Source organism: Nocardia sp. NBC_01388, from assembly GCF_045040085.1.
In the GTDB taxonomy this organism is placed as follows: domain Bacteria; phylum Actinomycetota; class Actinomycetes; order Mycobacteriales; family Mycobacteriaceae; genus Nocardia.
This window is the reverse complement of record NZ_CP109553.1, coordinates 909,881-931,699: the sequence shown is the minus strand read 5'-3', so window position 1 is coordinate 931,699 and position 21,819 is coordinate 909,881. Positions and strand designations below refer to the sequence as shown.

Annotated in this window: 21 protein-coding genes; 8 read left to right on the top strand and 13 right to left on the bottom strand. The window is 66.2% G+C overall.

Annotation, left to right across the window (positions count from 1 at the left end):
- Positions 1 to 105 precede the first annotated feature (105 nt).
- From OG716_RS04405 to OG716_RS04395, 3 genes are all read right to left on the bottom strand, one after another.
- Positions 106 to 723: a class F sortase gene (locus OG716_RS04405; RefSeq protein WP_405136406.1), complete on the bottom strand. Its 618-nt coding sequence runs from the start codon at positions 721 to 723 to the stop codon at positions 106 to 108.
- 20 nt (positions 724 to 743) lie between these two features.
- Positions 744 to 1,781, bottom strand: coding sequence for a hypothetical protein (locus OG716_RS04400; protein WP_405136405.1), 1,038 nt, complete (start codon positions 1,779 to 1,781; stop codon positions 744 to 746).
- A gap of 486 nt (positions 1,782 to 2,267) precedes the next feature.
- Positions 2,268 to 2,906 (bottom strand): carbonic anhydrase, encoded by a 639-nt coding sequence (locus OG716_RS04395; RefSeq protein WP_405136404.1) that lies wholly within the window; start codon positions 2,904 to 2,906, stop codon positions 2,268 to 2,270.
- A 365-nt stretch (positions 2,907 to 3,271) separates the two neighbouring features.
- Here OG716_RS04395 and OG716_RS04390 point away from each other — a divergent pair, with 365 nt between their 5' ends.
- Together OG716_RS04390 and OG716_RS04385 are read left to right on the top strand one after the other, a co-directional pair.
- Positions 3,272 to 3,601: a plasmid stabilization protein gene (locus OG716_RS04390; RefSeq protein ID WP_405136403.1), complete on the top strand. Its 330-nt coding sequence runs from the start codon at positions 3,272 to 3,274 to the stop codon at positions 3,599 to 3,601.
- Positions 3,602 to 3,605: 4 nt separating this feature from the next.
- A complete protein-coding gene (locus OG716_RS04385) occupies positions 3,606 to 3,752 on the top strand; it encodes a hypothetical protein (protein WP_405136402.1) in 147 nt (48 codons plus the stop codon).
- A 176-nt stretch (positions 3,753 to 3,928) separates the two neighbouring features.
- On the opposite strand, the gene OG716_RS04380 is transcribed toward OG716_RS04385, so the two are convergent.
- The 3 genes from OG716_RS04380 to OG716_RS04370 form a co-directional block, all read right to left on the bottom strand.
- The gene (locus tag OG716_RS04380; RefSeq protein WP_405136401.1) at positions 3,929 to 6,304 is read right to left on the bottom strand and encodes a SpoIIE family protein phosphatase; all 2,376 of its coding nucleotides are present in this window, start codon (positions 6,302 to 6,304) and stop codon (positions 3,929 to 3,931) included.
- The gene (locus OG716_RS04375; protein WP_405136400.1) at positions 6,304 to 10,830 is read right to left on the bottom strand and encodes a HAMP domain-containing protein; all 4,527 of its coding nucleotides are present in this window, start codon (positions 10,828 to 10,830) and stop codon (positions 6,304 to 6,306) included. Before OG716_RS04375 ends, OG716_RS04380 begins: the two co-directional genes overlap by 1 nt.
- A gap of 69 nt (positions 10,831 to 10,899) precedes the next feature.
- Positions 10,900 to 11,262, bottom strand: a complete 363-nt coding sequence (locus OG716_RS04370) for an ArsR/SmtB family transcription factor (protein ID WP_405136399.1) — start codon at positions 11,260 to 11,262, stop codon at positions 10,900 to 10,902.
- A gap of 93 nt (positions 11,263 to 11,355) precedes the next feature.
- Between OG716_RS04370 and OG716_RS04365 the strand changes: the two genes are divergently transcribed.
- The 3 genes from OG716_RS04365 (at position 11,356) to OG716_RS04355 (ending at position 14,194) form a co-directional block, all read left to right on the top strand.
- Entirely contained in the window at positions 11,356 to 13,344 is a 1,989-nt protein-coding gene (locus OG716_RS04365; RefSeq protein WP_405136398.1) for a heavy metal translocating P-type ATPase, read from the top strand.
- Positions 13,345 to 13,386: 42 nt separating this feature from the next.
- On the top strand, positions 13,387 to 13,797 hold the full coding sequence (locus tag OG716_RS04360) for a DUF6153 family protein (RefSeq protein WP_405136397.1): 411 nt from the start codon (positions 13,387 to 13,389) through the stop codon (positions 13,795 to 13,797).
- A gap of 103 nt (positions 13,798 to 13,900) precedes the next feature.
- Complete coding sequence (locus tag OG716_RS04355; protein WP_405136396.1) at positions 13,901 to 14,194, top strand: multicopper oxidase domain-containing protein; 294 nt, start codon at positions 13,901 to 13,903, stop codon at positions 14,192 to 14,194.
- 128 nt (positions 14,195 to 14,322) lie between these two features.
- Here the strand turns inward: OG716_RS04355 and OG716_RS04350 are convergent, their stop codons facing one another.
- Positions 14,323 to 14,901 (bottom strand): TetR/AcrR family transcriptional regulator, encoded by a 579-nt coding sequence (locus tag OG716_RS04350; protein WP_405136395.1) that lies wholly within the window; start codon positions 14,899 to 14,901, stop codon positions 14,323 to 14,325.
- 119 nt (positions 14,902 to 15,020) lie between these two features.
- On the opposite strand from OG716_RS04350, the gene OG716_RS04345 reads away from it, so the two are divergent.
- The 3 genes from OG716_RS04345 to OG716_RS04335 all read left to right on the top strand — a co-directional run bounded on the left by OG716_RS04345 (position 15,021) and on the right by OG716_RS04335 (position 17,604).
- Complete coding sequence (locus OG716_RS04345; RefSeq protein WP_405136394.1) at positions 15,021 to 15,641, top strand: class I SAM-dependent methyltransferase; 621 nt, start codon at positions 15,021 to 15,023, stop codon at positions 15,639 to 15,641.
- 5 nt (positions 15,642 to 15,646) lie between these two features.
- Positions 15,647 to 16,033, top strand: a complete 387-nt coding sequence (locus OG716_RS04340) for a DUF2218 domain-containing protein (RefSeq protein ID WP_405136393.1) — start codon at positions 15,647 to 15,649, stop codon at positions 16,031 to 16,033.
- Positions 16,034 to 16,302: 269 nt separating this feature from the next.
- On the top strand, positions 16,303 to 17,604 hold the full coding sequence (locus OG716_RS04335) for a permease (protein ID WP_405139517.1): 1,302 nt from the start codon (positions 16,303 to 16,305) through the stop codon (positions 17,602 to 17,604).
- A gap of 40 nt (positions 17,605 to 17,644) precedes the next feature.
- On the opposite strand, the gene OG716_RS04330 is transcribed toward OG716_RS04335, so the two are convergent.
- From OG716_RS04330 to OG716_RS04305, 6 genes are all read right to left on the bottom strand, one after another.
- Positions 17,645 to 18,190 (bottom strand): sigma factor, encoded by a 546-nt coding sequence (locus tag OG716_RS04330; protein WP_405139515.1) that lies wholly within the window; start codon positions 18,188 to 18,190, stop codon positions 17,645 to 17,647.
- A gap of 280 nt (positions 18,191 to 18,470) precedes the next feature.
- A complete protein-coding gene (locus OG716_RS04325; protein ID WP_405136392.1) occupies positions 18,471 to 18,707 on the bottom strand; it encodes a ferredoxin in 237 nt (78 codons plus the stop codon).
- Positions 18,704 to 19,978 carry an NADH-ubiquinone oxidoreductase-F iron-sulfur binding region domain-containing protein gene (locus OG716_RS04320; RefSeq protein ID WP_405136391.1) on the bottom strand — a complete coding sequence of 425 codons (1,275 nt, stop codon included), beginning with the start codon at positions 19,976 to 19,978 and terminating at the stop codon, positions 18,704 to 18,706. Before OG716_RS04320 ends, OG716_RS04325 begins: the two co-directional genes overlap by 4 nt.
- Positions 19,975 to 20,529, bottom strand: coding sequence for a ferric reductase-like transmembrane domain-containing protein (locus OG716_RS04315; protein WP_405136390.1), 555 nt, complete (start codon positions 20,527 to 20,529; stop codon positions 19,975 to 19,977). The genes OG716_RS04320 and OG716_RS04315 overlap by 4 nt, the downstream gene beginning before the upstream one ends.
- Positions 20,530 to 20,544: 15 nt before the next feature.
- Positions 20,545 to 21,507, bottom strand: coding sequence for an FAD:protein FMN transferase (locus tag OG716_RS04310; protein ID WP_405136389.1), 963 nt, complete (start codon positions 21,505 to 21,507; stop codon positions 20,545 to 20,547).
- Positions 21,507 to 21,770 (bottom strand): hypothetical protein, encoded by a 264-nt coding sequence (locus OG716_RS04305; protein ID WP_405136388.1) that lies wholly within the window; start codon positions 21,768 to 21,770, stop codon positions 21,507 to 21,509. Before OG716_RS04305 ends, OG716_RS04310 begins: the two co-directional genes overlap by 1 nt.
- Between the last annotated feature and the right edge of the window lie 49 nt (positions 21,771 to 21,819).

Below are 21,819 nucleotides of genomic sequence, written 5' to 3'. Positions count from 1 at the left end.
AAATGGGAGCGACCGAATAGGACCTCTCCGCTCGGAGAGATGCGGGTGCAGGCCGAGCGATCGGGTCGGCCCGCACACACTTTCCGCGGGGCGCCGCCACTGCGGCTAGGTAACCGAGTCGAGGGAGGAGAAGACGACCACGTTGGAGAGGTAGCTCTTGGCGGATTGGTCGAAATCGCCGCCACAGGTGACCACCTGCAAGGTCGCGCCGCCGCGCGGGCCGAAGACGAGTTGGTCGGGGAATTGGGATTTGAGGTACATCCGAACGTCGGTGACCTTGAAATGCGCGGTCTTTCCATCCGCGCGGGCTACATCGATCATGTCGCCCGGCTTGACCTTCTTGAGCGAGAAGAAGATACCGGTGCCCTTGTAGGAGTCGACGTGCCCCAGGATGACCGCCGAGCCCTGCTCGCCGGGGGCGGGCCCCTGCTGATACCAGCCCGCCTGCTGGTAGTCCGCGGGAACCTGAACCGAGCCATCGGTGTTGCGGCCCAACGAGATCAGCGAACCGGACGCCTTGATCGAGGCGATGTCGAACGACACCGGGGTGGATCGGCTGATCGATGCCGCCGTCTGCACACCGGTGGCCGGTACCGCCGCAGTCGTGGTCGATGGCGAGGAGGTGTCGGCCGAGGATCCGCAGCCCGCGACGAGGGCCGCGATGACCGCGACCGCGGCGACGAGGGCAGCGCCCGGTGTCCGGCGAATTCCCCACGTGCTCATGGTGTTTGCGCGCGCGGTGATCACTGTGCGCTCACGGCACGGGCCATACCACCCGCACCGGTTTCCGGCGCACCCTTGGGAACGACGTATCCGCCCGCCGGAACCTGGTCGGTGACCGCAACACCGCCGGTGATGCCGGTGGTCGCGGCCGGCGGGATTTCCATGCCGTACACCGTGTCCGCTCCGGCCGCGCCGGCTCCCGCGGCCACCAGGTCGATGCCACCCAGACCGCCCGCCTGGACACCGCCCCCGGTCTGCACGCCACCACCAGCGTTCCCGCCGACCTGCACACCACCGCCGGTCTGCACCCCACCACCAGCGTTCCCGCCGACCTGAACGCCACCGCCGGTCTGCACCCCACCACCAGCGTTCCCGCCGACCTGAACGCCACCGCCGGTCTGCACCCCACCACCAGCGTCCCCACCAACCTGAACGCCACCGCCGGTCTGCACCCCACCACCAGCGTCCCCACCAACCTGCACACCACCGCCGGTCTGCACCCCACCACCAGCGTCCCCACCAACCTGCACACCACCGCCGGTCTGCACCCCACCACCAGCGTCCCCACCAACCTGCACACCACCGCCGGTCTGCACCCCACCACCAGCGTCCCCACCGACCTGCACGCCACCGCCGGCGTCGCCACCGGTTTGCCCGCCTGCCCCCAGATCCCCGTTGCCACCGGCCTGGACACCGCCGCCGGCGTTCCCGCCGACCTGAACACCGCCACCGGTGTTACCACCAGCAGTCACGCCGGGGTTCACGCTGATACTCGGCTGCACGGACACGCCGGCGTTGCCGCCGCCCTGCACGCCGATACCCAACCCGGCCCCCGCACCTCCGGGAGACCCGTTACCCCCGCCGGGTGCCGCGGTCACGGCGCCGCCGCCCGCCGCGTTCGCCCCGCCGTTGCCACCGATACCGACGTCGACACCGAGCCCGAGACCTGCGCCCGGGGCGGGTGTCGTGGTCGTCGCAGGGTCCGCGACGGCAGATGATGCGCTGAGCGCAACCGCGGCCACAGCGACCACCACGGCTGTGAATGTTCTTGCCGACATCGTAAATCACTCCCAGACTTTGTTATTCGATACCTCTCATTCGAATGTGTCAGGCCGTGTGTTACCCGAATTCGAAAAGCTATGGTTATCTGGGAGCAATTCAGACTGGACGCACGCTCAATTCCCCCCGGGCGGTCTATAGAACTCGGCGCTCGGTAGTTGGCGTTCCGGAAACGTTGCCTGGCCGACTGTCTTGTCCATCAACACTGCCCGGAACCACCGCGCCTGTCGGTGAGCAGCAGGCGGTGACCCGACAACCGGGCCCCGCCCGAATCGACACACCGACCGTACTGTCGGGTCTTCCGGCGCGATATCAAACCGGAGCCGCGAAGCATTCCCGAACATCCGCGAATATGCGAAACACCCTGCCGGAGGCCATTTCCCAGCCTGGGAACAGCACCTACTACTGCGATCTACGCCGTGTGGTCGAGTTGGGTGGCTGAAGCTGCGGTCACCGCGAAATGGAGAGAAGCAAACCGGATATGGTCATTCTTGGAGGTCGGCGGTTACCTCGCCGATATCGCCGATGACCCCGCGCAAATGCGCGCGGCCGTCCGTCAGGGTATAGGTGACTCCGGCTATGGCCAGCTCTCCGGCCGCTACCCGCCCCGCGATGATCGTCGAGCGTTGCATCAGCAGACGACTGGTCTCCACGACGTGCCGGGCTTCAAGTTCGTCGACGCTGGTCAGGCCTTCGCTGCGGCCGATCAGGATGGAGGGGGTCACTCGTTCGACGAGACTACGGATGAACCCTCCGGGCACGCGGCCGCCGTCGAGCGCATCGATGGTGGCCCGGACCGCGCCGCAGCTGTCGTGGCCCAGCACCACGATAAGTGGCACACCGAGAACCTGTACGCCGTATTCGATCGAGCCCAATACCGACGCGTCCAGGACGTGGCCGGCGATACGAACGACGAACATGTCGCCCAACCCCTGATCGAATACGATCTCTGCGGCCACTCGGGAATCTCCGCAGCCGAACAGGATCGCCGATGGTTGCTGCCCGCCGACGAGCTCGGCCCGAGCCGAGGCTCCCTGCCCAGGGTGCTGCAGGGCACCGGCAACGAAACGGTCGTTGCCCTCCCGCAACGACTTCCAGGCACTGATCGGTGAGGTACGAGGCATATGTCTGATTTACCACAAGCCGTCCGGTGCTCGCGAACCGGACTGGTGGAAGGATTCTCGAGACAGTAGTCGAACAGCTGACCATCCTGCTGCCCCACCATCTCTGCGCGCACACCGCCGAAGAGCGAACAGGGATCCCACCACCCAATGGCTGGTAGTACCACCCGTAGGCGACCGGGGCTCGCGTACACGTCCTGGATTGAATTACCAGCGGTACCAACGGCTACCGGGATCTTCCCGCTGCGTGGCGGCGATACCCAGCCGGATCAAGATCAAACCGGATGCTCGTAGGATCCCGAGCCACGGAATGCGAAGCCCATGGTCCGAGTCGGCCCCTGCAGACCACCACACCCGAGGAGGTTGCCATGCCGAAGGAATGGACAGATAAGCAGGAACGCCAGTACGAGCACATCAAAGACTCCGCCGAGGACCGCGGTGCGGGCCCCAGGCGCGCCGAAGAGATCGGGGCTCGCATCGTGAACAAGAATCGCGCGCGAGCAGGGCAGACGAAAACCGCCAGCCGCACCTCCCTGACAGGGAAATCACCTCAACAGCGGGGCGGGCAGCGCTCCGGGCGAGGCGGCCCCAAAGGACTGACCCGCGATCAGCTCTACAACGAGGCCAAACAGCGAAATATCAAGGGCCGCTCCAAGATGACCAAGTCCCAACTGGCCGCAGCACTCGGAAAGGACTGAGATCATGACCTCCCAGCCTGCTGAGGATCGTCTCGAAGACAACGACACCCGCCCCGATGACGACAAGCACACGGACGCGGAACAGGACGCGCCGGCGACGACCGAGGATCAAGCCGCGAACATGGACTACGAGGGCGATATCCCGAAATGAACGCGGGCGGATGATGCCCATAGCAGCGAGAACTCACCGCGCCAGACGGTCATCAAGCCCGTCGATATCGGACGGCCCGAACTGCGCACACGAACCGGGGTGCGCCGATGAGACTTCGTATTCGCCTCTGATGCAACGCGTTTCGAATGTCAACACAAGGATTTCGGTGTGATAGATCAGGAAGAGACGGTGGTCGGTCCGACGTGGATACCGACCACGCAGGTGTCGTCGTCGGTGTCGGCATCGCTGGTGGCGAGCAGATGGTCCAGCCGGTCGTCCAGACTCCCGGTGAATTGGGCAGAGATCGTGAGCAACCGCTCCACACAGTCATCCAGCTGCCGGTCACGGCGTTCGATCAGGCCGTCGGTGTAGAGCAGGAGGGTATCGTCCTGCTCCAGCTGAAGTTCGCCCTCTTGATAGGTCGACTCCGCCGATGCGCCGAGAATCATGCCCTTGAGCGCGGGCAGGCTGGATGCTCGACCCGCGCGGATCAGCACCGGCGGCGGATGACCCGCACGGGCCCAGCGCAGTACTCGCGTCTGCGGGTTGTACAGGCCGCAGACCGTCGTGGCGAAGATTCTGTCGGTGAGGAAATAGGCCACCAGGTTCAGCCATGTCAGCATCTGACCCGGCCCCGCGCCGGTGGCGGCGAGGCCGCGTAAGGCGTTGCGTAGCACGACCATTCCGGTCGCCGCCGTGATGCCGTGGCCGGCGATGTCGCCGACAGACACCAGGATCTCCTTGGTGGGCAGCACGATGGTGTCGTACCAGTCGCCGCCGACCAGGTGATCCTGCGAGGTCGGCTGATAGCGCACCGCGATGCGCAATCCGAACGCGTCGGTGGCCGGCTGTGCGTCGGGCATGATCGCCTGTTGCAGCTGGCGGGCCAGGCGACTTTGCTCAGCGGCGTGCTCTTCGGAATGTGTGAGCCGGTCCCGGGTGGCCGACAGCGCGATCTCGGTCCAGTGCTGCGCCGAAACATCTTGGTACGCACCACGAATGGCGAGCAGGTGCCCTGCCGTGTCGAGCACCGGTTCGGCGATGATTCGGGTATGCCGCGTAACACCGCCGGGACGGATCAAGCGGAATGCGGTGGAGGCTGGACGGCGGTAGCGCAACAGGGTTCGCAGAAACTGCCGCACCGTGTCCGAGTCGGCGTCGTGCACGTGGCTCGGGAGCTGCGCGAGCGGGATGGGGTCTGCGGCCGGCGCCAGCCCGTAGAGGGTGAAAAGCTGTTCGCTCCAGGTGATCTCGCTGTTGGCCGCATTCTCCTCGAACGCCCCGACCCGGCCCAGACGCTGGGCGTGCTGCAACAGCGTCGCGAGCCGCGCCGCATCGTGCTCTACCCGCCACACCACGAGCACGGTGTCACCGTGGCGGCTGATGCTCAGCGCGACCGAGACGGTCAGCGGTACCTGGTCGACCAGTTCTGTCAGCGTCATCCGGTCGGTGCGATAGGTCTCGCCGGTGGCGAAGACGTGCTCGATCCGCTCGAACAGCCGGCCCTCGGACGCGGCCATCGGGTACGCCTCGAGCAGCAACGCCCCGCTGATCAGACCACGCGATCGACCGGCCGGATCAACGAAGCAGGCATTGACATGGTGGATACGGAAATCAGCGAGGGCGCCGTCGCGATCGAGATGGGGCAGCAGCACCAGTGCCGGATCGAACAGCCCCTCGGCAAGTCGGACGAGGTCGGCAACGTCGGATCGGTGTGGCGTGGACGCGACGGCGAGGTCCGACTCCAAGGTGTGCGCGCACAGCTCTGCCAGCGCCTCGAACTGCCGGAGCACCTGCGGCGGTTGCGGTTCGATCGCGTGTGGCCAGCACACCTCCAGCACGCCGAGTAGTTTGCCGCCCGTGCCCACCGGGATCGCCGCCCTGCCACCACGGTCGCCGATCGAGGGCAGCCCGGACGCGCCGAGGCTCTCGATCCACAAGGCGTTGCGCTCCGCCAGCGCCTGGCGCGCCGGGGTAGCCACCCCCGGCGGCACGTAGCGCCACCGCTCGGCTTCGTGCGGCGCTATCCCGGCAAAACCGATCAGGGTCAGCGACCCATCGGTGCCGGCGGACCAAACCGCGACGGCCGTGGCGCCCAGCGGCGCAACGGCATGTTCGAGCACCGACTCCGCCACGCGCTGCGTGTCACTGGCCGCGAGCATCCCGCTCTCGGCGGTCCGCAACCAGACGGCCGCCCTCGCTTCGCCCGCCGTGGCGGTCCGCCGCAGGAACTGGCCTGCTGCCACGCTGACCCTGTCCTGCGCGGCCTGGTTGACCAGATCGGCGGCCAGCTCGAGCTGCGTGATGCCCGCTTGCGCGGACAGGATGTCCAGCTGCCGTGCCGCCTGCGCTGGTCCACACCGAAGTCGTTCTACCAGTACACCTTTGGCCATCTCGATCAGCGCACGCCCATCGGCCGTGGCCTGCGCCCGCAGGACCTCTCTGCGCAGGCGCTCCACCGTCGCCGCGAGGCGTGTGTGGACAGGCTGTGCGACCTGTCCACCGTGGGTGATCATTCCGTCCCCGGGGTCGCGGGTGTTGGAATCGACCATCAAGCGCCCAGCCAGTGCTGGATACACGCCAGCAGCGCATCCGCGTCGACCGGCTTGGTGACATAGTCGTTGGCGCCCGAGGCGAGGCTCTTGTCCCGATCCCCCAGCATGGCCTTGGCGGTCACGGCGATGATCGGCAGCTCCGCGTACCGCGGCATCTCACGAATCGTCGCAGTCGCGGTATATCCGTCCATCTCGGGCATCATCACGTCCATCAGAACCAGGTCGGTCTCCTGGTGGGCGAGAAGCTTGTCGATGCCCTCGCGCCCGTTCTCCGCGTGCAGCACGCTGATGCCGTGCAATTCGAGAATACTGCTGAGCGCGAACAGGTTACGGGCATCGTCATCCACAATGAGTACTGTGCGCCCGGCGAGCTCGCCGACCGGCTGCTGCGGTGCCACGGCCGCTGCTTCCTCACGCCGCACCAGGGGCAGCACGTCGCCCGGCGCCTCGGCAGTGATGTGCAATGCGATTCGCTCCCGCAGCTCGTCGAGACTGGACAGCAGCTCCAACGGCTGGCGAACGATGCGCTCTCGTAGCCGGCGCTCCTGCTCGGCGTCGAGGCGGCGGTTGTGCGCGAGCACCGGAACGGTACGCAATGCGGCGTTCCCGTCCATCCGCTCCAAAAACTGCAACGCGGCATTGTCCGGCATATCCAGTTCCAGCACCACGCAGTGGAATGTCTGGGCGGCCATCGCGGCCGCCGTCTCCTCGATTCCCGTCGCGCTGACGACCTGGACCGGACCTCGCGGGTCGTTGCTGTCGGCAAGGTCGGCCACCGCGCTCTGCGCGACCAGCGACAACAGGCCCTCCGGGCGTTCCTCCACCACGAGCAATCGGCGTTGCCGCGGCGGTGTCGCCGGGCCGGGCAGGGCCGGGCGGCTGTCGGGTTGCGCAACCTCGCGCTCCGGGTAAGGCACCTCCTGGAAGTCCGGTCGCGCGATCGGAAGGAAGAGCGTGAACGTACTGCCTTGGCCCGGAGCACTTTCCGCGGTGATGACCCCGCCGAGCAGATACGCGATCTCCCGGCTGATCGACAGGCCCAGCCCGGTGCCGCCGTACTTGCGGCTGGTCGTGCCGTCTGCCTGCTGGAACGCGCCGAAGATCGACTCGAGCTGATGCTCGGCAATGCCGATGCCGGTGTCGACCACACGGAAGGCGATGGCCGGGCCGTGCCGGCGCACAGCGGTGGGCAGCTCACTCGCCACGGGGGGCTCGATGCGCAGTTCGACCGATCCGGTCTCGGTGAATTTCACCGCATTGGACAGCAGGTTGCCCAGCACCTGCCGTAGCCGGGAATCATCGGTGAGCAGCTCGACGGGCAGATCGGGACCGCTGGTGATCTGGAATCCGAGGCTCTTCTGCGTGGTCATCGGCCGGAAGGTGGCCTCGACGTAGTCCAGCAGCTTGCGCAGCGGCACCTGTTCGGGCGTGATATCCATTTTGCCCGCCTCGACCTTGGACAAATCGAGGATGTCGTTGATCAGCTGCAGCAGATCCGACCCGGCCGAGTGGATGATGCCCGCATATTCGACCTGCTTCGGCGTGAGGTTACGGGTCGGGTTCTGGGCCAGCAGCTGGGCGAGAATCAGCAGACTGTTGAGCGGTGTGCGCAGCTCATGGCTCATATTGGCCAGGAATTCGGACTTGTACTTCGAGGCGAGCGCGAGCTCCCGGGCACGGGTCTCGAGCTCCTGTCTAGCCTGCTCGATCTCCAGGTTCTTGGCTTCGATGTCGCGGTTCTGCATGGCCAGCAGTGCCGCCTTCTCCTCCATCTCGGCGTTGGACTGCTGCAATTCTTCCTGCCGCACCTGCAATTCCTTCGACCGGGCCTGCAGCTCGGTGGTCAGCCGCTGCGATTCGACCAGCAGTTCGTCGGTGCGGGCGTTGGCGATAATGGTGTTGACGTTGACGCCCACCGTCTCCATCAGCTGGTCGAGGAAATCTCGATGTGTATGGGTGAAGCGGTGCAGTGAGGCCAGCTCGATCACACCGAGCACCTGATCCTCGACCCCGATCGGCAGCACCAGCAGATTGACCGGCGCGGTCTGCCCCAGCCCGGAGGAAATCGTGACGTAGTCGCCGGGCACATCGTCGACGGCGATGGTGCGACGACTGCGCGCGGCCTGACCGACAAGGGACTGGCCGAACGCGAATCGTGTTGCGGCGCCGGGTTCTTCGGAGCTACCGTACGAGCTGATCAATCCCAGTTCCGGCTGTTCGGCCGTATCGTCGGCCAGGTAGAACGCGCCGAATTGCGCGGACACCAGCGGCGCCAGTTCGTCCATGATCAGCTCGGCCACCACGTTCAAGTCACGCTGGCCCTGCATGAGACCGGAGATCCGGGCCAGGTTCGTCTTCAACCAGTCCTGGTCCTGATTGGCCTTGGTGGTCTCGCGCAGTGATCCCACCATCGAGTTGATGTTGTCCTTCAACTCTGCGACTTCACCGGACGCCTCGACGGTGATGGACCGCGTCAGGTCACCCTCGGCAACGGCGCTGGTGACCTCGGCGATGGCGCGCACCTGCCGAGTCAGGTTGCCCGCGAGCTCATTCACGTTCTCGGTCAATCGTTTCCACGTTCCCGAAACGCCCTCGACCTCCGCCTGCCCGCCGAGCCGGCCTTGCGATCCGACCTCACGGGCAACACGGGTCACCTCGGCGGCGAACGCGGAAAGCTGATCGACCATCGTATTGATCGTGGTCTTGAGCTCGAGGATCTCCCCGCGCGCGTCCACGTCGATCTTTCGAGTCAGATCACCCTGGGCGACCGCGGTGGTCACCTGGGCGATATTGCGCACCTGATTGGTCAGGTTGTTGGCCATGGAATTGACGTTGTCGGTCAAGTCTTTCCAGGTGCCCGCCACATTCGACACACGGGCCTGGCCGCCGAGCATGCCCTCGGTGCCGACCTCCCGGGCGACACGGGTGACCTCGTCCGCGAAGGCCGACAGCGTGTCGACCATCGTATTGATGACCCCGGCCAGCGCCGCGACCTCGCCCTTCGCCTCCACGGTGATCTTCTGGCTCAGATCCCCGCGTGCCACCGCGGTGGCGACCTGCGCGATGGAACGCACCTGACTGGTCAGGTTCGAGGCCATGACATTGACGTTGTCGGTCAAATCCTTCCAGGTGCCCGAGGCGCCGCGCACGGTCGCCTGGCCGCCGAGATTGCCCTCGGTGCCGACCTCCCGGGCGACGCGGGTGACCTCGTCGGCGAAGGAGGACAGCTGATCGACCATCGTATTGATGGTCTCCTTGAGCTCCAGAATCTCACCGCGCGCATCCACCCGGATCTTCTGCGTCAGATCGCCACCGGCCACCGCGGTCGTGACCTGCGCGATCGAGCGCACCTGCGCGGTGATGTTGTCCGCCATGCCATTAACCGATTCGGTGAGGTCTTTCCAGGTTCCCGACACGCCCTTGACGTCGGCCTGCCCACCCAGCCTGCCCTCGGTGCCCACTTCCCGGGCGACCCGGGTGACCTCATCGGCGAAGGCCGAGAGCTGATCGACCATCGTATTGATGGTGTTCTTCAGCTCCAGAATCTCACCGCGCGCATCCACCCGGATCTTCTGCGTCAGATCGCCACCGGCCACCGCGGTGGCCACCTGGGCGATCGAGCGCACCTGCGCAGTCAGATTGCCGGCCATGAAGTTCACCGAGTCGGTCAAGTCACGCCAGGTGCCGGAGACACCCTTGACGTCCGCCTGACCGCCGAGGATCCCTTCCGTACCCACCTCGCGGGATACGCGGGTGACCTCGTCCGCGAACGAGGACAGCTGATCGACCATCGTATTGATGGTGTTCTTCAGCTCCAGAATCTCCCCGCGGGCGCTGACGGTGATCTTCTGGCTCAGGTCCCCGCCCGCGACCGCGGTGGTCACCTGGGCGATATTGCGCACCTGGGCAGTCAGGTTGCCGGCCATGAAATTCACCGAGTCGGTCAGGTCGCGCCACACACCGCCGACACCGGGTACCTCGGCCTGCCCGCCCAGCTGACCTTCCGAGCCGACCTCGCGGGCCACTCGGGTGACCTCGTCGGCGAAGGACGACAGCTGATCGACCATCGTATTGACCGTGTTCTTCAGCTCCAGGATCTCCCCGCGAGCGTCCACATCGATCTTCTGCGACAGATCGCCCTGGGCGACCGCGGTGGCGACCTGAGCGATGTCACGCACCTGGCTGGTCAGGTTGCCCGCCATCGCGTTCACCGAGTCGGTGAGGTCCTTCCAGGTACCGGACACGCCCGGCACCTCGGCCTGACCACCCAGCCGCCCGTCCGTGCCGACCTCGCGCGCGACACGAGTGACCTCGGAAGTGAACAGCGAAAGCTGATCCACCATGCCGTTGAAGACAGTCGCGATCTCACCGAGTAGCCCGTCGGCGTCGGTGGGCAGCCGGGTACCGAAATCTCCGTCACGCACCGCCGTCAAACCTGCCAGGAGCCGGCGTAACTCAACCTGGTCCGTGGCCGCGGCGGCCTGCTTCGGCTCAGTGCGGGGCCGCCCTGCCGTATCCGTCATGTCCATCCTCGCTGTGGTCGACCGATCCCGGCCAGGCGCGCCCGATCAGGCCGAGTGGGAGCCTGCCTGTCAGCTTGCGGTATCGGGTCGATCCGCAAGCCCGAGGCGGAGATGTTCGCTGTGGTAGACGGCTTCGTCGAGCAACTGGGCGACGTGGTTGTCGTAGAGGCTGTACACGATGCTGCGGCCGGCGCGGGTGCCGGTGACCAGGCCGAGGTTGCGCAGAAGCCGCAGTTGATGGGACACCGCCGACTGTTCCATGCCGACGGCCTCGGCGAGCTCGGTGACCGCTCGCGGACTCTGGCGCAGTTCGGCAAGGATGAGCAGCCGACTCGGGGTGGCCAGAGCCTGCAGCGTGGTCGCGACGTGCGCGGCGGAATCGGCGTCCAGCCGGGTGACCGGCCGGTCGCGGCCCTCTACACCGTGTCCCATATCGCGCAGTGTAGCTCACAGGCATTGGTGAAGACTTGTTCATATGTTCTGTTATTCTCGGGTGGTTCATTACCCCATCACCGGAGGTGACCCGTGGCCTCGTCCACCGCCACGCCCACACGCCCCACCTCTGCGCCCGCGGTCATCCCGGTTCACCGAACCAGGTTGTTCGCGCTACCCGAGATGCGCTGGGCAGCAGCGGCATTGGCGCTGTTCCTGGTGGGCCTGACAGCTCAGGCATCGGGGGCGCCATCGTTGTTGTGGTGGGGGTTGTATCTGGCCTGCTACGTCACCGGCGGCTGGGAACCAGGGTTGGCGGGACTGCAGGCGCTGCGGGAGAAGACCCTCGATGTCGATCTGCTGATGGTCGTCGCGGCGATCGGAGCGGCGTCGATCGGGCAGGTGATGGACGGCGGGCTACTCATCGTCATCTTCGCCACCTCCGGTGCGCTGGAAGCCTTGGCCACCGCGCGCACCGAGGACTCGGTCCGCGGGCTGCTGGATCTGACCCCCGACACCGCCACCCGACTCGCCCCAGACGGTGGCGAAGACACCGTCGCGGCAACAGAATTAGAGGTCGGCGACGTGATCCTGGTTCGCCCGGGGGATCGGATCGCCGCTGATGGATCGGTCGTCGGTGGTGCGAGTGAGGTAGATCAGGCCACGATCACCGGTGAACCCCTGCCTGTCGACAAGGCTCTCGGGGACGAGGTATACGCCGGAACCCTCAACGGCACCGGTTCGCTGCGAGTGCGAGTCGACCGGCGTGCCGAAGATTCCGTGGTCGCCCGGATTGCCGGTCTGGTCGAGGAAGCAAGCCGAACCAAGGCCAGGACGCAGCTGTTCATCGAGAAGGTCGAGCAGCGTTATTCGCTCGGCATGGTCGCGGCCACACTCGCGGTGTTCATCGTTCCCCTGCTGTTCGGCGACGCTTTGCGCGACTCGTTGCTGCGGGCGATGACGTTCATGATCGTCGCCTCCCCCTGTGCCGTTGTTCTCGCCACGATGCCGCCGCTGCTGGCAGCCATCGCCAACGCCGGGCGCCACGGTGTGCTCGTGAAATCGGCTGTGGTGATGGAACAACTGGGGAGCACCACCCGGGTCGCGTTCGACAAGACCGGCACCTTGACCCGCGGCACCCCCGAACTCGCGGACATCAGTCCGCTCCCGGGCGCACCGTTCACCGAAGAGCAGATCCTGCGACTGGCCGCGGCTGTCGAACACCCCAGCGAGCACCCCCTGGCTGCCGCGATCGTGCGCGCCGCCCGCCAGCGTGGTTTCGAACTGCCTGCCGCCGACAAATTCACTTCTCAACCCGGCCGAGGTGTCTCAGCCCTGGTCGACGGCCACTTCATTCAGGTCGGCTCCCCCACCAGATTGCTGGAATCGGTCACCACGACCGCACACCACGCGGCGGCCGCAGCCGCAGTCGAAGCGATGCAGGCACGGGGGCGAACGGCTGTTGTCGTGCTGTGTGAACGCGATCCGATCGCGGTTCTGGGCATCACCGACCAAATCCGCGCCGAAGCCGCTGCCACCATCGCCGCGGTCACCGAATTGACCGGCGCCGCACCGGTTCTGCTTACCGGCGACAACCTCGCGACCGCCACCCAGCTCGCGCGGCAGGTCGGGATCACCGATGTACGCGCCGGGCTGCTGCCCGAGGACAAGGTGACCGCCGTGCGTGATCTCGAGTCCGGTGGCGGGCGGGTGACCGTGGTCGGCGACGGCATCAACGACGCTCCCGCCCTGGCCGCCGCACATGTCGGGATCGCAATGGGCGGTGCGGGATCCGACCTCGCCCTGCAGACCGCCGACGCTGTGGTCATACGTGATGATCTGACGACGATCCCCGCGGTGATCGCGCTATCGCGGCGTGCTCGGCGCGTCGTGGTCGCGAACCTGGTCATTGCCGCCACGTTCATCACCGTCCTGGTTATCTGGGATCTCGTCGGGCACCTCCCGTTGCCGTTGGGTGTGGCGGGCCACGAGGGCTCCACCGTGATCGTCGGCCTCAACGGTCTACGCCTGCTGCGTGTGGCCGCCTGGAACCGTGCACGCGGCGCATCAGCGCAGAGGTAATACCCCTACGGGGTTAGGGCTCCATCCCGCTATGATGGCGGTGTGATCGAACAGCGATTGCCGCGCCGATTTTCCGGTCTGTCCCGGATACTCGGGGTGTTCGTGTTGCTTTTTGCCATCGCGGCCATGCATGCGGGCGTGTTTGCCATCGGGCCCGGTACTCAGCCTTCAGTGCATGAACACGGCAGCGTCGCGGCAATGCACACCCATAGTCACTCGAATACGGCTGCGGCGGGCCACAAACACCCGCCGGGGCACGGGGCTATGCACGAGTGTGTATTCATCCTGTCGGCAGTGACCTTCGCGCTCGCCCTCGTGCTGCTGTACAAGCTGGGGTACATCGCCCCGCCTGACGGTCGTCGACTCCAGTCCCTGAGCTGGCAGGCCCGACTCGAGCGACCACCACCCTGGACCATGCCGTGCCTAGCCGAATTGTCGATTCTGCGGATCTGACTGTCTCACCGCTTCCGCGGCCCTTCGCCGACCGGATGCGGTCCTGACCGCCACCGATTCCTTCGCAATTCACTGGTACGACCATGACCTTCAGGGAGAACACATGTCCCCCGAGCAATCCCCGCTCGCGGCACCAATTGCCCGGCGCGGCTTCCTGGCCCTCGGCGGTAGCCTCGCAGCGGCCGCCGCGCCGGCCGCGTGTTCGAGCGGTTCTCAGAATTCGCGCACCCTCATCGGGCCGGACTCCGGCGCGGTCCGCGCCGCCGAGGCTCAGCGCCGAACGGCGAACGCGGCGGCCCGTGAGGTAGCACTGCGCCCCGAACAGTGGATGATGCACTGCCACAATACTTATCACGCTGACGCCGGGATGATGAGCGTCCTGTCGTACGTCCGCTGATTCCTGCGGGCACCGAGCCTGACAGACACCGCCGGGCACCGATGTGCCCGGCGGGCCATGGTTGTCCGCCGCGGCGTCGCGCCGGGCCCAGGGGGACACGCAGCGAATTCCGTAGCGCCCCTGCATATTCAGGACTGCGGCGGACGCAATCCCGCCGCGGTGAGGGCGACGAGGCGCGCTATCGCTTCCGCGGTGGTGAGCTCGGCGGCGCCGGACAGGGCGTGCAGGCAGTAGTTGGCCAGTTCGGCAGGATCGACATCGTCGCGGAGTTCGCCCGCGGTCGCGCCCTCTTCGATCAGCTGGCGGACTATTTCCCGAAGCTGGTTCTGCGCGTTGACGATCCGCTCGTCGGGATGCAGGAACTTCACCAGTTCCCGGTCATGACTGCCGGTTTGGTGCGCGATGTGGGCATAGCTGGCCAGGACGGCGTCGAGCCGTTCACCTGGACTGCCCGCGCCGGCGCGTACCTGCGTGAGTTCGCTGATGTGGCTGTCGATCTGGCGGGCGTGCCAGGTGCGCAGGATCGTTTCGACGTCCGGGAAATACTTGTACAGGGTCGCCCGGCCGATCCCGGCATGCTCGGCGATCTGCGACATCGTGACCGCTCGCAGACCCTGCTCGAATACCAGGGTCGACGTGACATTCACGATCGCCTCACGCACTTGTTCACGGTGCGCGTCGATCGTCTCGTTCCACAGCTTCGGCACCCTGTGACTATACGTGACGACTTCAGTAAATACATCAAGCATTGACTCGAGACACTATGTATCGATAAAGTCGGATCAGCCCCACTCGGGGTACGAACCAGCGTCCACAGGAGACGGCAATGTCCACTCCCCAGCACGAACTCCATCCCGATTTCCGTCGTCCGACCGGCCCCGACGACCTCTACACCACCAGACCGCCATGGGATATCGACCGGCCCCAGACCGCTTTCACAGCTCTCGCGCAGGCCGGCGAGTTCCACGGGCGGGTACTCGATATCGGCTGCGGCACAGGTGAACACGCTCTACTCGCCGCCGGTCTCGGCCACGACACGGTCGGCATCGACCAATCGGCGCAGGCGATCGAACGCGCCCAGCGCAAGGCCCGAGATCGCGGACTCGACGCGACGTTCCTCCGCCACGACGCTCTGGAACCGGCCGGACTCACGCAAACATTCGATACCGTGCTCGATTGCGGGCTGTTCCACATCTTCTCCCCCGACGCGCGCAGCACCTACGTCGAAAGCCTCGCCGCCGTACTACGTCCGGGCGGGCGCTACTTCATGCTCGGCTTCAGCGACCGCCAACCCGGCATCTGGGGCCCACATCGACTCAGCCGCAACGACATCGAATCCGCCTTCACCGACGGCTGGCGCATCGACTCCCTCCGGGAGTCGTTCATCGAGATTCTTCCCGACCCGACCCGCAGCCACGCGTGGCTGGCCACAGTCACAAGGTCGTGACAACCATGCCAACCATCGAAGCCCGCATCGCCACCGATCAATCGGGCAGGTATCTGCGCCGATTCGGCAAGCACGCCAGCGCGATGGCCTCACCGCGCGCACACCGGATGCGCATGCACGGCAGCAATCCGATCGCCCGCGGCGAGGTCCGGCTGCGCATCGAGTCGACCGGCGCACTCACCACCATCCACTTCGACCCGTGGGGTCGATGCGCTCTACGCGCCGAAACAGACGCGCTCGTCGCGCGCATCGATGCCTCCGATGATCGAGCAATGCAACAGATCCGGGACACCATCACCCGCGATCTCGAGCGCTTCGGTCCTGGAGAACTTGCCGTGGACTGGCACGAAGTCGACGGCTCCGCCGCGACCGACGCCGAGGTCTCGCCATGATCTCGGAGCACTTGCAGGTATTTGGCCGGCGGGGGCACGTGTCCCTATCGGTCGCGGTGGTCGTGACGATGACGGTCGTGATCCACCTCGGTGTGGCCGGATATGCAGTAACGAACTGGCACTGGTCTTTTGCGGTCGTCGCCGCTGTGACCGCCCTGCTGACCGGGAAGGTCCTGCTGATCGTGAGATCGCGAACTGTGTGGAGTCGCAGGCATCGGCCAGCGGCTCGCAGTGGGACCGACAGCGCTTGACCTATACCCTTACCGGGTATAGCTTCTCGCAGTGAAGAGGCCGCGACGGCGGTACCGGCACGCAGCGAGACGGGGGCAATTGTGAACGCGATCGGACACGCGCTGGCGTTGACGGGGTCGATGACCTGGGAGATCCTGTGGGCGTTGATCCTCGGATTCGCACTATCGGCCGTCGTACAGGCGATCGTACGTAAATCGACGATCCTGCGCCTCCTGGGCGATGACCGTCCGCGCACCCTCGCAGTCGCCGCCGTACTGGGCGCCGCGTCGTCGTCATGCTCGTATGCCGCTGTCGCACTGGCACGTTCACTGTTCCGCAAGGGCGCGAACTTCACCGCGGCGATGGCCTTCGAGATCGGCTCCACCAACCTCGTCGTCGAACTCGGCGTCATCCTGGCCCTGTTGATGGGGTGGCAGTTCACCGCCGCCGAGTTCGTCGGCGGGCCGATCATGATCGTACTGCTGGCGGTGCTGTTCCGCCTTTTCGTGCGGTCCAAGCTCGTCGACGAAGCCCGCCGCCAAGCCGATCGGGGCATGGCCGGATCCATGGAAGGCCATGCGGCCATGGACATGTCGGTACCCACCGAGGGTTCGTTCCTGCATCGGCTCGTATCCGGAAAGGGCCTGACGGCCGTCTCACATGTGTTCGTCATGGAGTGGGCCGCGATCCTGCGCGACCTCGTGATCGGGCTGCTCATCGCCGGTGCGATCGGCGCGTGGGTGCCGGGAACTTTCTGGCAGACGTTCTTCCTCACCGATCACCCACTGCTGGCGGCGATTTGGGGACCGATCATCGGACCGCTGGTCGCGATCCTTTCCTTCGTCTGCTCGATCGGCAATGTGCCCTTGGCGGCGGTGCTGTGGAACGGCGGCATCAGTTTCGGTGGCGTGATCGCGTTCATCTACGCCGACCTGCTGATCCTGCCGATCCTCAATATCTACCGCAAGTACTACGGCGCCCGCATGATGCTCACCCTGCTGGGCACCTTCTACGCCGCCATGGTCGTCGCCGGCTACCTCGTCGAACTCCTCTTCGGCGCAACAAGTCTGATCCCCGCCGACCGCAACACCATGGTGATGAAGGAAGGCATCAGCTGGAACTACACCACCTGGCTCAACATCGCGTTTCTCCTCCTCGCGGCACTGCTGGTCACGTTGTTCGTGCGCACCGGCGGCATCCCGATGCTGCGCATGATGGGCGGCGCACCCGACGCCGAACACGATCATTCCGGGCATGAGCACGCCGGACACCACGGCATGATCGATGAGCACCCGGCTCATGATCACACTGCGCATGATCTGGACGGGCACCAACACTGAGTGTCGGCATCGCCCGCAGGCCCGTCGAGCACGGGCCGGTTCAGGCGTCGATTGTCACGCCCTGTGCGGTGCATTCGGCTCGGAGTGCGCGCATCGCGTAGTGCAGACGCGATTTGACCGTGCCCGGTGGGACAGCGAGTTCGTCGGCGATGAATTGTGTACTGGCGCCTCCGTAATACGCGTACAGGACAACAACTCGATGATCGTGGCTGAGCGTTGCCAAAGCACTCTGTACGACCAAGGAGACGGCCACGCCCGCGCACGGATCAGCTATGCCAGGGTCGGGCAGCCCGTCCGCGCCGGCGACGAATTCGTGTCGCCGCCGGCCGCACCGCAGTTCGTCATAGGCGAGGTTGCGTGTCACAGTAAAAAGCCACGAACGCAGCGTCCCCGTCGGCGCGCCGAGCAACTGCGGATGCTCCCACAGCCTGACCAAAGCTTCCTGCGCTATGTCCTCGGCGCGACTCGAATCTCCGACGAGGCGATCAGCGAAGCGCGACAACACCTGACGGTAGCGGCGGTCGGCCTCGCCCAGACGATCGGATCGATAGCGATGCTCAGTGCCGCCGATTTTCGCCTGATTCATCACACCGTTCACTCCTCATCCATCAGGTCCCCGGGCGGTCCCGGCAAGGCCACGAATGACCGGCGCGGCATCGGCCGAAACATTCGACCGCACAACACTTTCGAGATTGTCGAGGATGTGCGCGAGAACTGGGCCGACGGGTCGAGGAATGAGGTACCCCCTTCATTCCTGAGCCCCGGCAACGGAGGTCATGGACCGGCAAACAGTTACCGGCCGCTCGAAGGCTGAATTTGCGAATCAACTGAAGCGATACCCAACCGAACACCTCGACTTCGCCGAGTCAGCCGTTGTCGAGAGGAATCAGGGCGAGAGCCAGACGCGGGCAGAGCGCGACCGCATCGCGGGCGGCCGCACCATATCGGGGGCCGATAAGCAGGGTATCGACGGCAAGGGGATAACCCCAGTCGTCGCGGTCGAGGATTTCCGGGAGCAGTTCGTGGCACAATCCGCGACCATCACATCGGGTCCAGTCGATGTGGAGTCGCTGTGCTGGTTCGCCGGATCCGGTGTGGGTCATCGCGGGCTCCGGTATCCGGCTGCGGCGAGGGTTGCCTGACAGGTGCCTCGCCGGTGGAGCCGTACATCGTCGGCGAACGCGATGAGCGCGGAGCGGACCATACGGGCGGTGCCGTCCGGGTGATGGCAGGACCCGCGACCGTCGACGAGGTGGGCCAGTCGCGCGATCTCCGCGGGATCGCCACCACCGCGACCGTAGGCCAGTTCGGTGAGATCGGCGGCGAGTTGCGGTAGTCCGTTCCGGCACGGCCCACACTGGCCGGCGCTCTGTTCGGCGAGGTAGGTGGCGATGTCGGCGCTCGCGCGCAGACCACATTCGGACAGCGGGAGCACGCGGACCAGTCCGGCGCCGGGCGTGGCGCGCAGTGGGCGCAGCGCGGCTGCCGACAGGGCGGCTTGCCGCAAGGTTGTGCCTGCAATCCAGGTGCCGTGATATCCCCCGATCAGCACGGCCCGCACAGTGGCGGGATCGGTGCGTCCGCTGCGTCCGATCAGGTCGAGCACAGAGGAGCCGATGGGCACCTCGACCACCCCGGTCACCGTGGTGCGACTGAGGGTGACGAGCATGGTGCCGGGTTCGTCGGCGGTACCGAGGGCACGAAACCAGTGTGGCCCGTAGCGGGCGATCAAGGCTACGTGCGCCAGGGTCTCCACATTGTGCACCAGCGTCGGCCGGCCACGTAATCCCTTGCGTGACAGACTCATCCGCTGATCACCTGGCAATGCCGGCCGTCCGGCGATGCCGTTGACGACGGCGGACTTCTCACCGGAGAGGAATGTCTCCGGGGCAGCGGTGAGCTCGACGCGCGGACCGCGGTATCCGGCGGCGAGACGTTCGGACAGCGCCCGGCGGACCGGCTGGAGCGCCGATTCGGTGGCATAGAGATGGCACTCGTGCGCACCGATGGCCGCTGCGGCAGCGGTGAGGCCGTCGAGCACCAGGTGCGGAGCACGCGCGAGCAGCACCGCGTCCTTACGGCTCTCCGGTTCCCCCTCGGCGCCGTTGGCGATGACGATCGGCCTGCGTTCCGCACCCGCGGCCGCCATCTTGCGCGCCGTGGGGAAACCGGCGCCGCCGCGTCCGCGCAATCCGGCAGCGGCAATGCTGTCGATGAGGAACTGCGGATTCGTCGCCGCGGCGAGCGGACCGTGACATACGATGTGCGCGGCCAACTCCGGTCCGGTAGCTGCCAGCAGGCGGCGAGCGCCGACAGGCGGGGCAGACCGGAGGATGGTCGGCTCGGCGAGGATCAGGTCGTGGTGGTCGTTCATCGGATGCTCCGCTCGCGCGTTTTCCCGAATTCTGCGAAATCGCCGCTGATCCGCCAGGCCAGAGCGGCGGCCACGGCGAGCGTGCACGCCGCCGCGAGGGCGAGCATCCACGGACGCCCGGCATCTGTCCCCGCCCCGAGCGCATGGATCAGTGCAATCGGCCAGAAAGCATAAGCGGCCCAATGGATCACGCGAAACGCATTCGGACCGATACGATGGCGCAGCAGCGCGGAGACCACAATCGCGGCGAGCAGATCGACGGCGACGGTCCCCAGCCCGACCCAGAGCGGACGGTAGTTCCCCGCGAAGGGCACGAGGGCATCGAGCAGCCGCAGCTGGGAATACGGATCCGCAAGCAGACTGAGCACATGGATGCCGATCAACGCGGTCGCGATCAACGCTGCGCCACGGTGCAATTCGGCAAGACCCAAGCGCGGCAGCAGCAGCGTGCGCCCGGAACGGGAGCCGATCCCGGTGATCACGGCGACCGTCAGCATGGCGAGGGCGGTGATTCCACTTCCCCGGCCGAACGCCCAGAGCGCCTGATCCAAACTTGTCTGCATCGCCTACGCCTCGTCCCGCTCGACAGGCCAATTGCCCAGCGTGCTGATTCGGCCGTCACGATCGACAAGCCGGGCGGGTAACCCGGATCGGCGCAGACCACCGAAAGCGTCTTTGCCGCGAACGATGCTTGCGGTGCTTGCCGCATTGGCCGCCAAACACGATCCGGCGGCCACGGAAACGGTGCGCCACACCGGCTCTGCCGCTACCCCGGTCCGCGGATCGACGATGTGGTGCACAAGCCGACCGCCGCGGAACCACTGTCGGCGCAGCGTGCTGGAGGTCGCTACAGCCGCGCCGCCGGGCAGCCGGATCTGGCAGCGCGGTTCGGCAAGACCGTCCCGCACCTCGATCTGCCACCCTTCCGCAGGTGCGGGCCCGGCAGTGGCGATATCGCCGCCGAGACCGACCAGGACTCCGCAACCGAGTTCGTGCGCGACCAGATGCGCGCACCGGTCGGCGGCGAAAGCCTTTGCCGTAGCGCCGAGGTCGAGCAGCACACCATCGGGCACCGTCACACTGCGATCCACGAGGGTGACGGCCGACCAGTCGGCGCGCCGGGTAACCGTAACGTGCATGGGCACAGTTGATTCCGTGATATCGATGCCGGCGATCAGCATGTAGTCGCGGTTATAGCCCAGCCCGACCAGCTGGGCCCCGACGGTCGGGTCGACGTCACCGCCGGTCGCCTTCGCCACCTCGAGTGCGGCGCGCAGATAGTCTGCGAACAGTGAACTGATCTCAACGGGTCGGCCGCCACTGACGGCGAGCCGGCTGATCTCGGAGTCGCTGCGAAACCGGCTGCACGCCTGATCGACTGCGTCCAAATGGGTACAAACCAGGTCGAAGGCCGAGTCCAGGGCATCTGGATCGGTGACAACGAGGCGGGCCGTGGTGCTCCACAGTGGCCAGTCCACGGCTGCGACCGGTCGCTGCCAGCCGGTGTGAACCGCGAGGCGGCCGGGCATCACGATCCGCTCGACCGCGCGTGTGACCCGCCCGTCCCCGATTGGATCTGTGGAACGGTGCCGCCGGAGGTTCCGCTGTCGGCGCCAGGTGAATCCGATTGCCCTGCCCGCGAACCGGTGCCGACGGCGGGCGTCGAGGCGTGCGAGGCGTCGGTATCGGAGTACGCGGTCGCCGAGGCGCCGATCGTGCCCGCCACCCCCAGCGCCAGCAGTGCCCGGGTGGCGGTGCGCCCGGCCCGGCGCCCGGGTTGCGATACCGCCATGACTTACCTCGTATTCGTCGATGTTGAACACCATCGTGCGCACCTACTC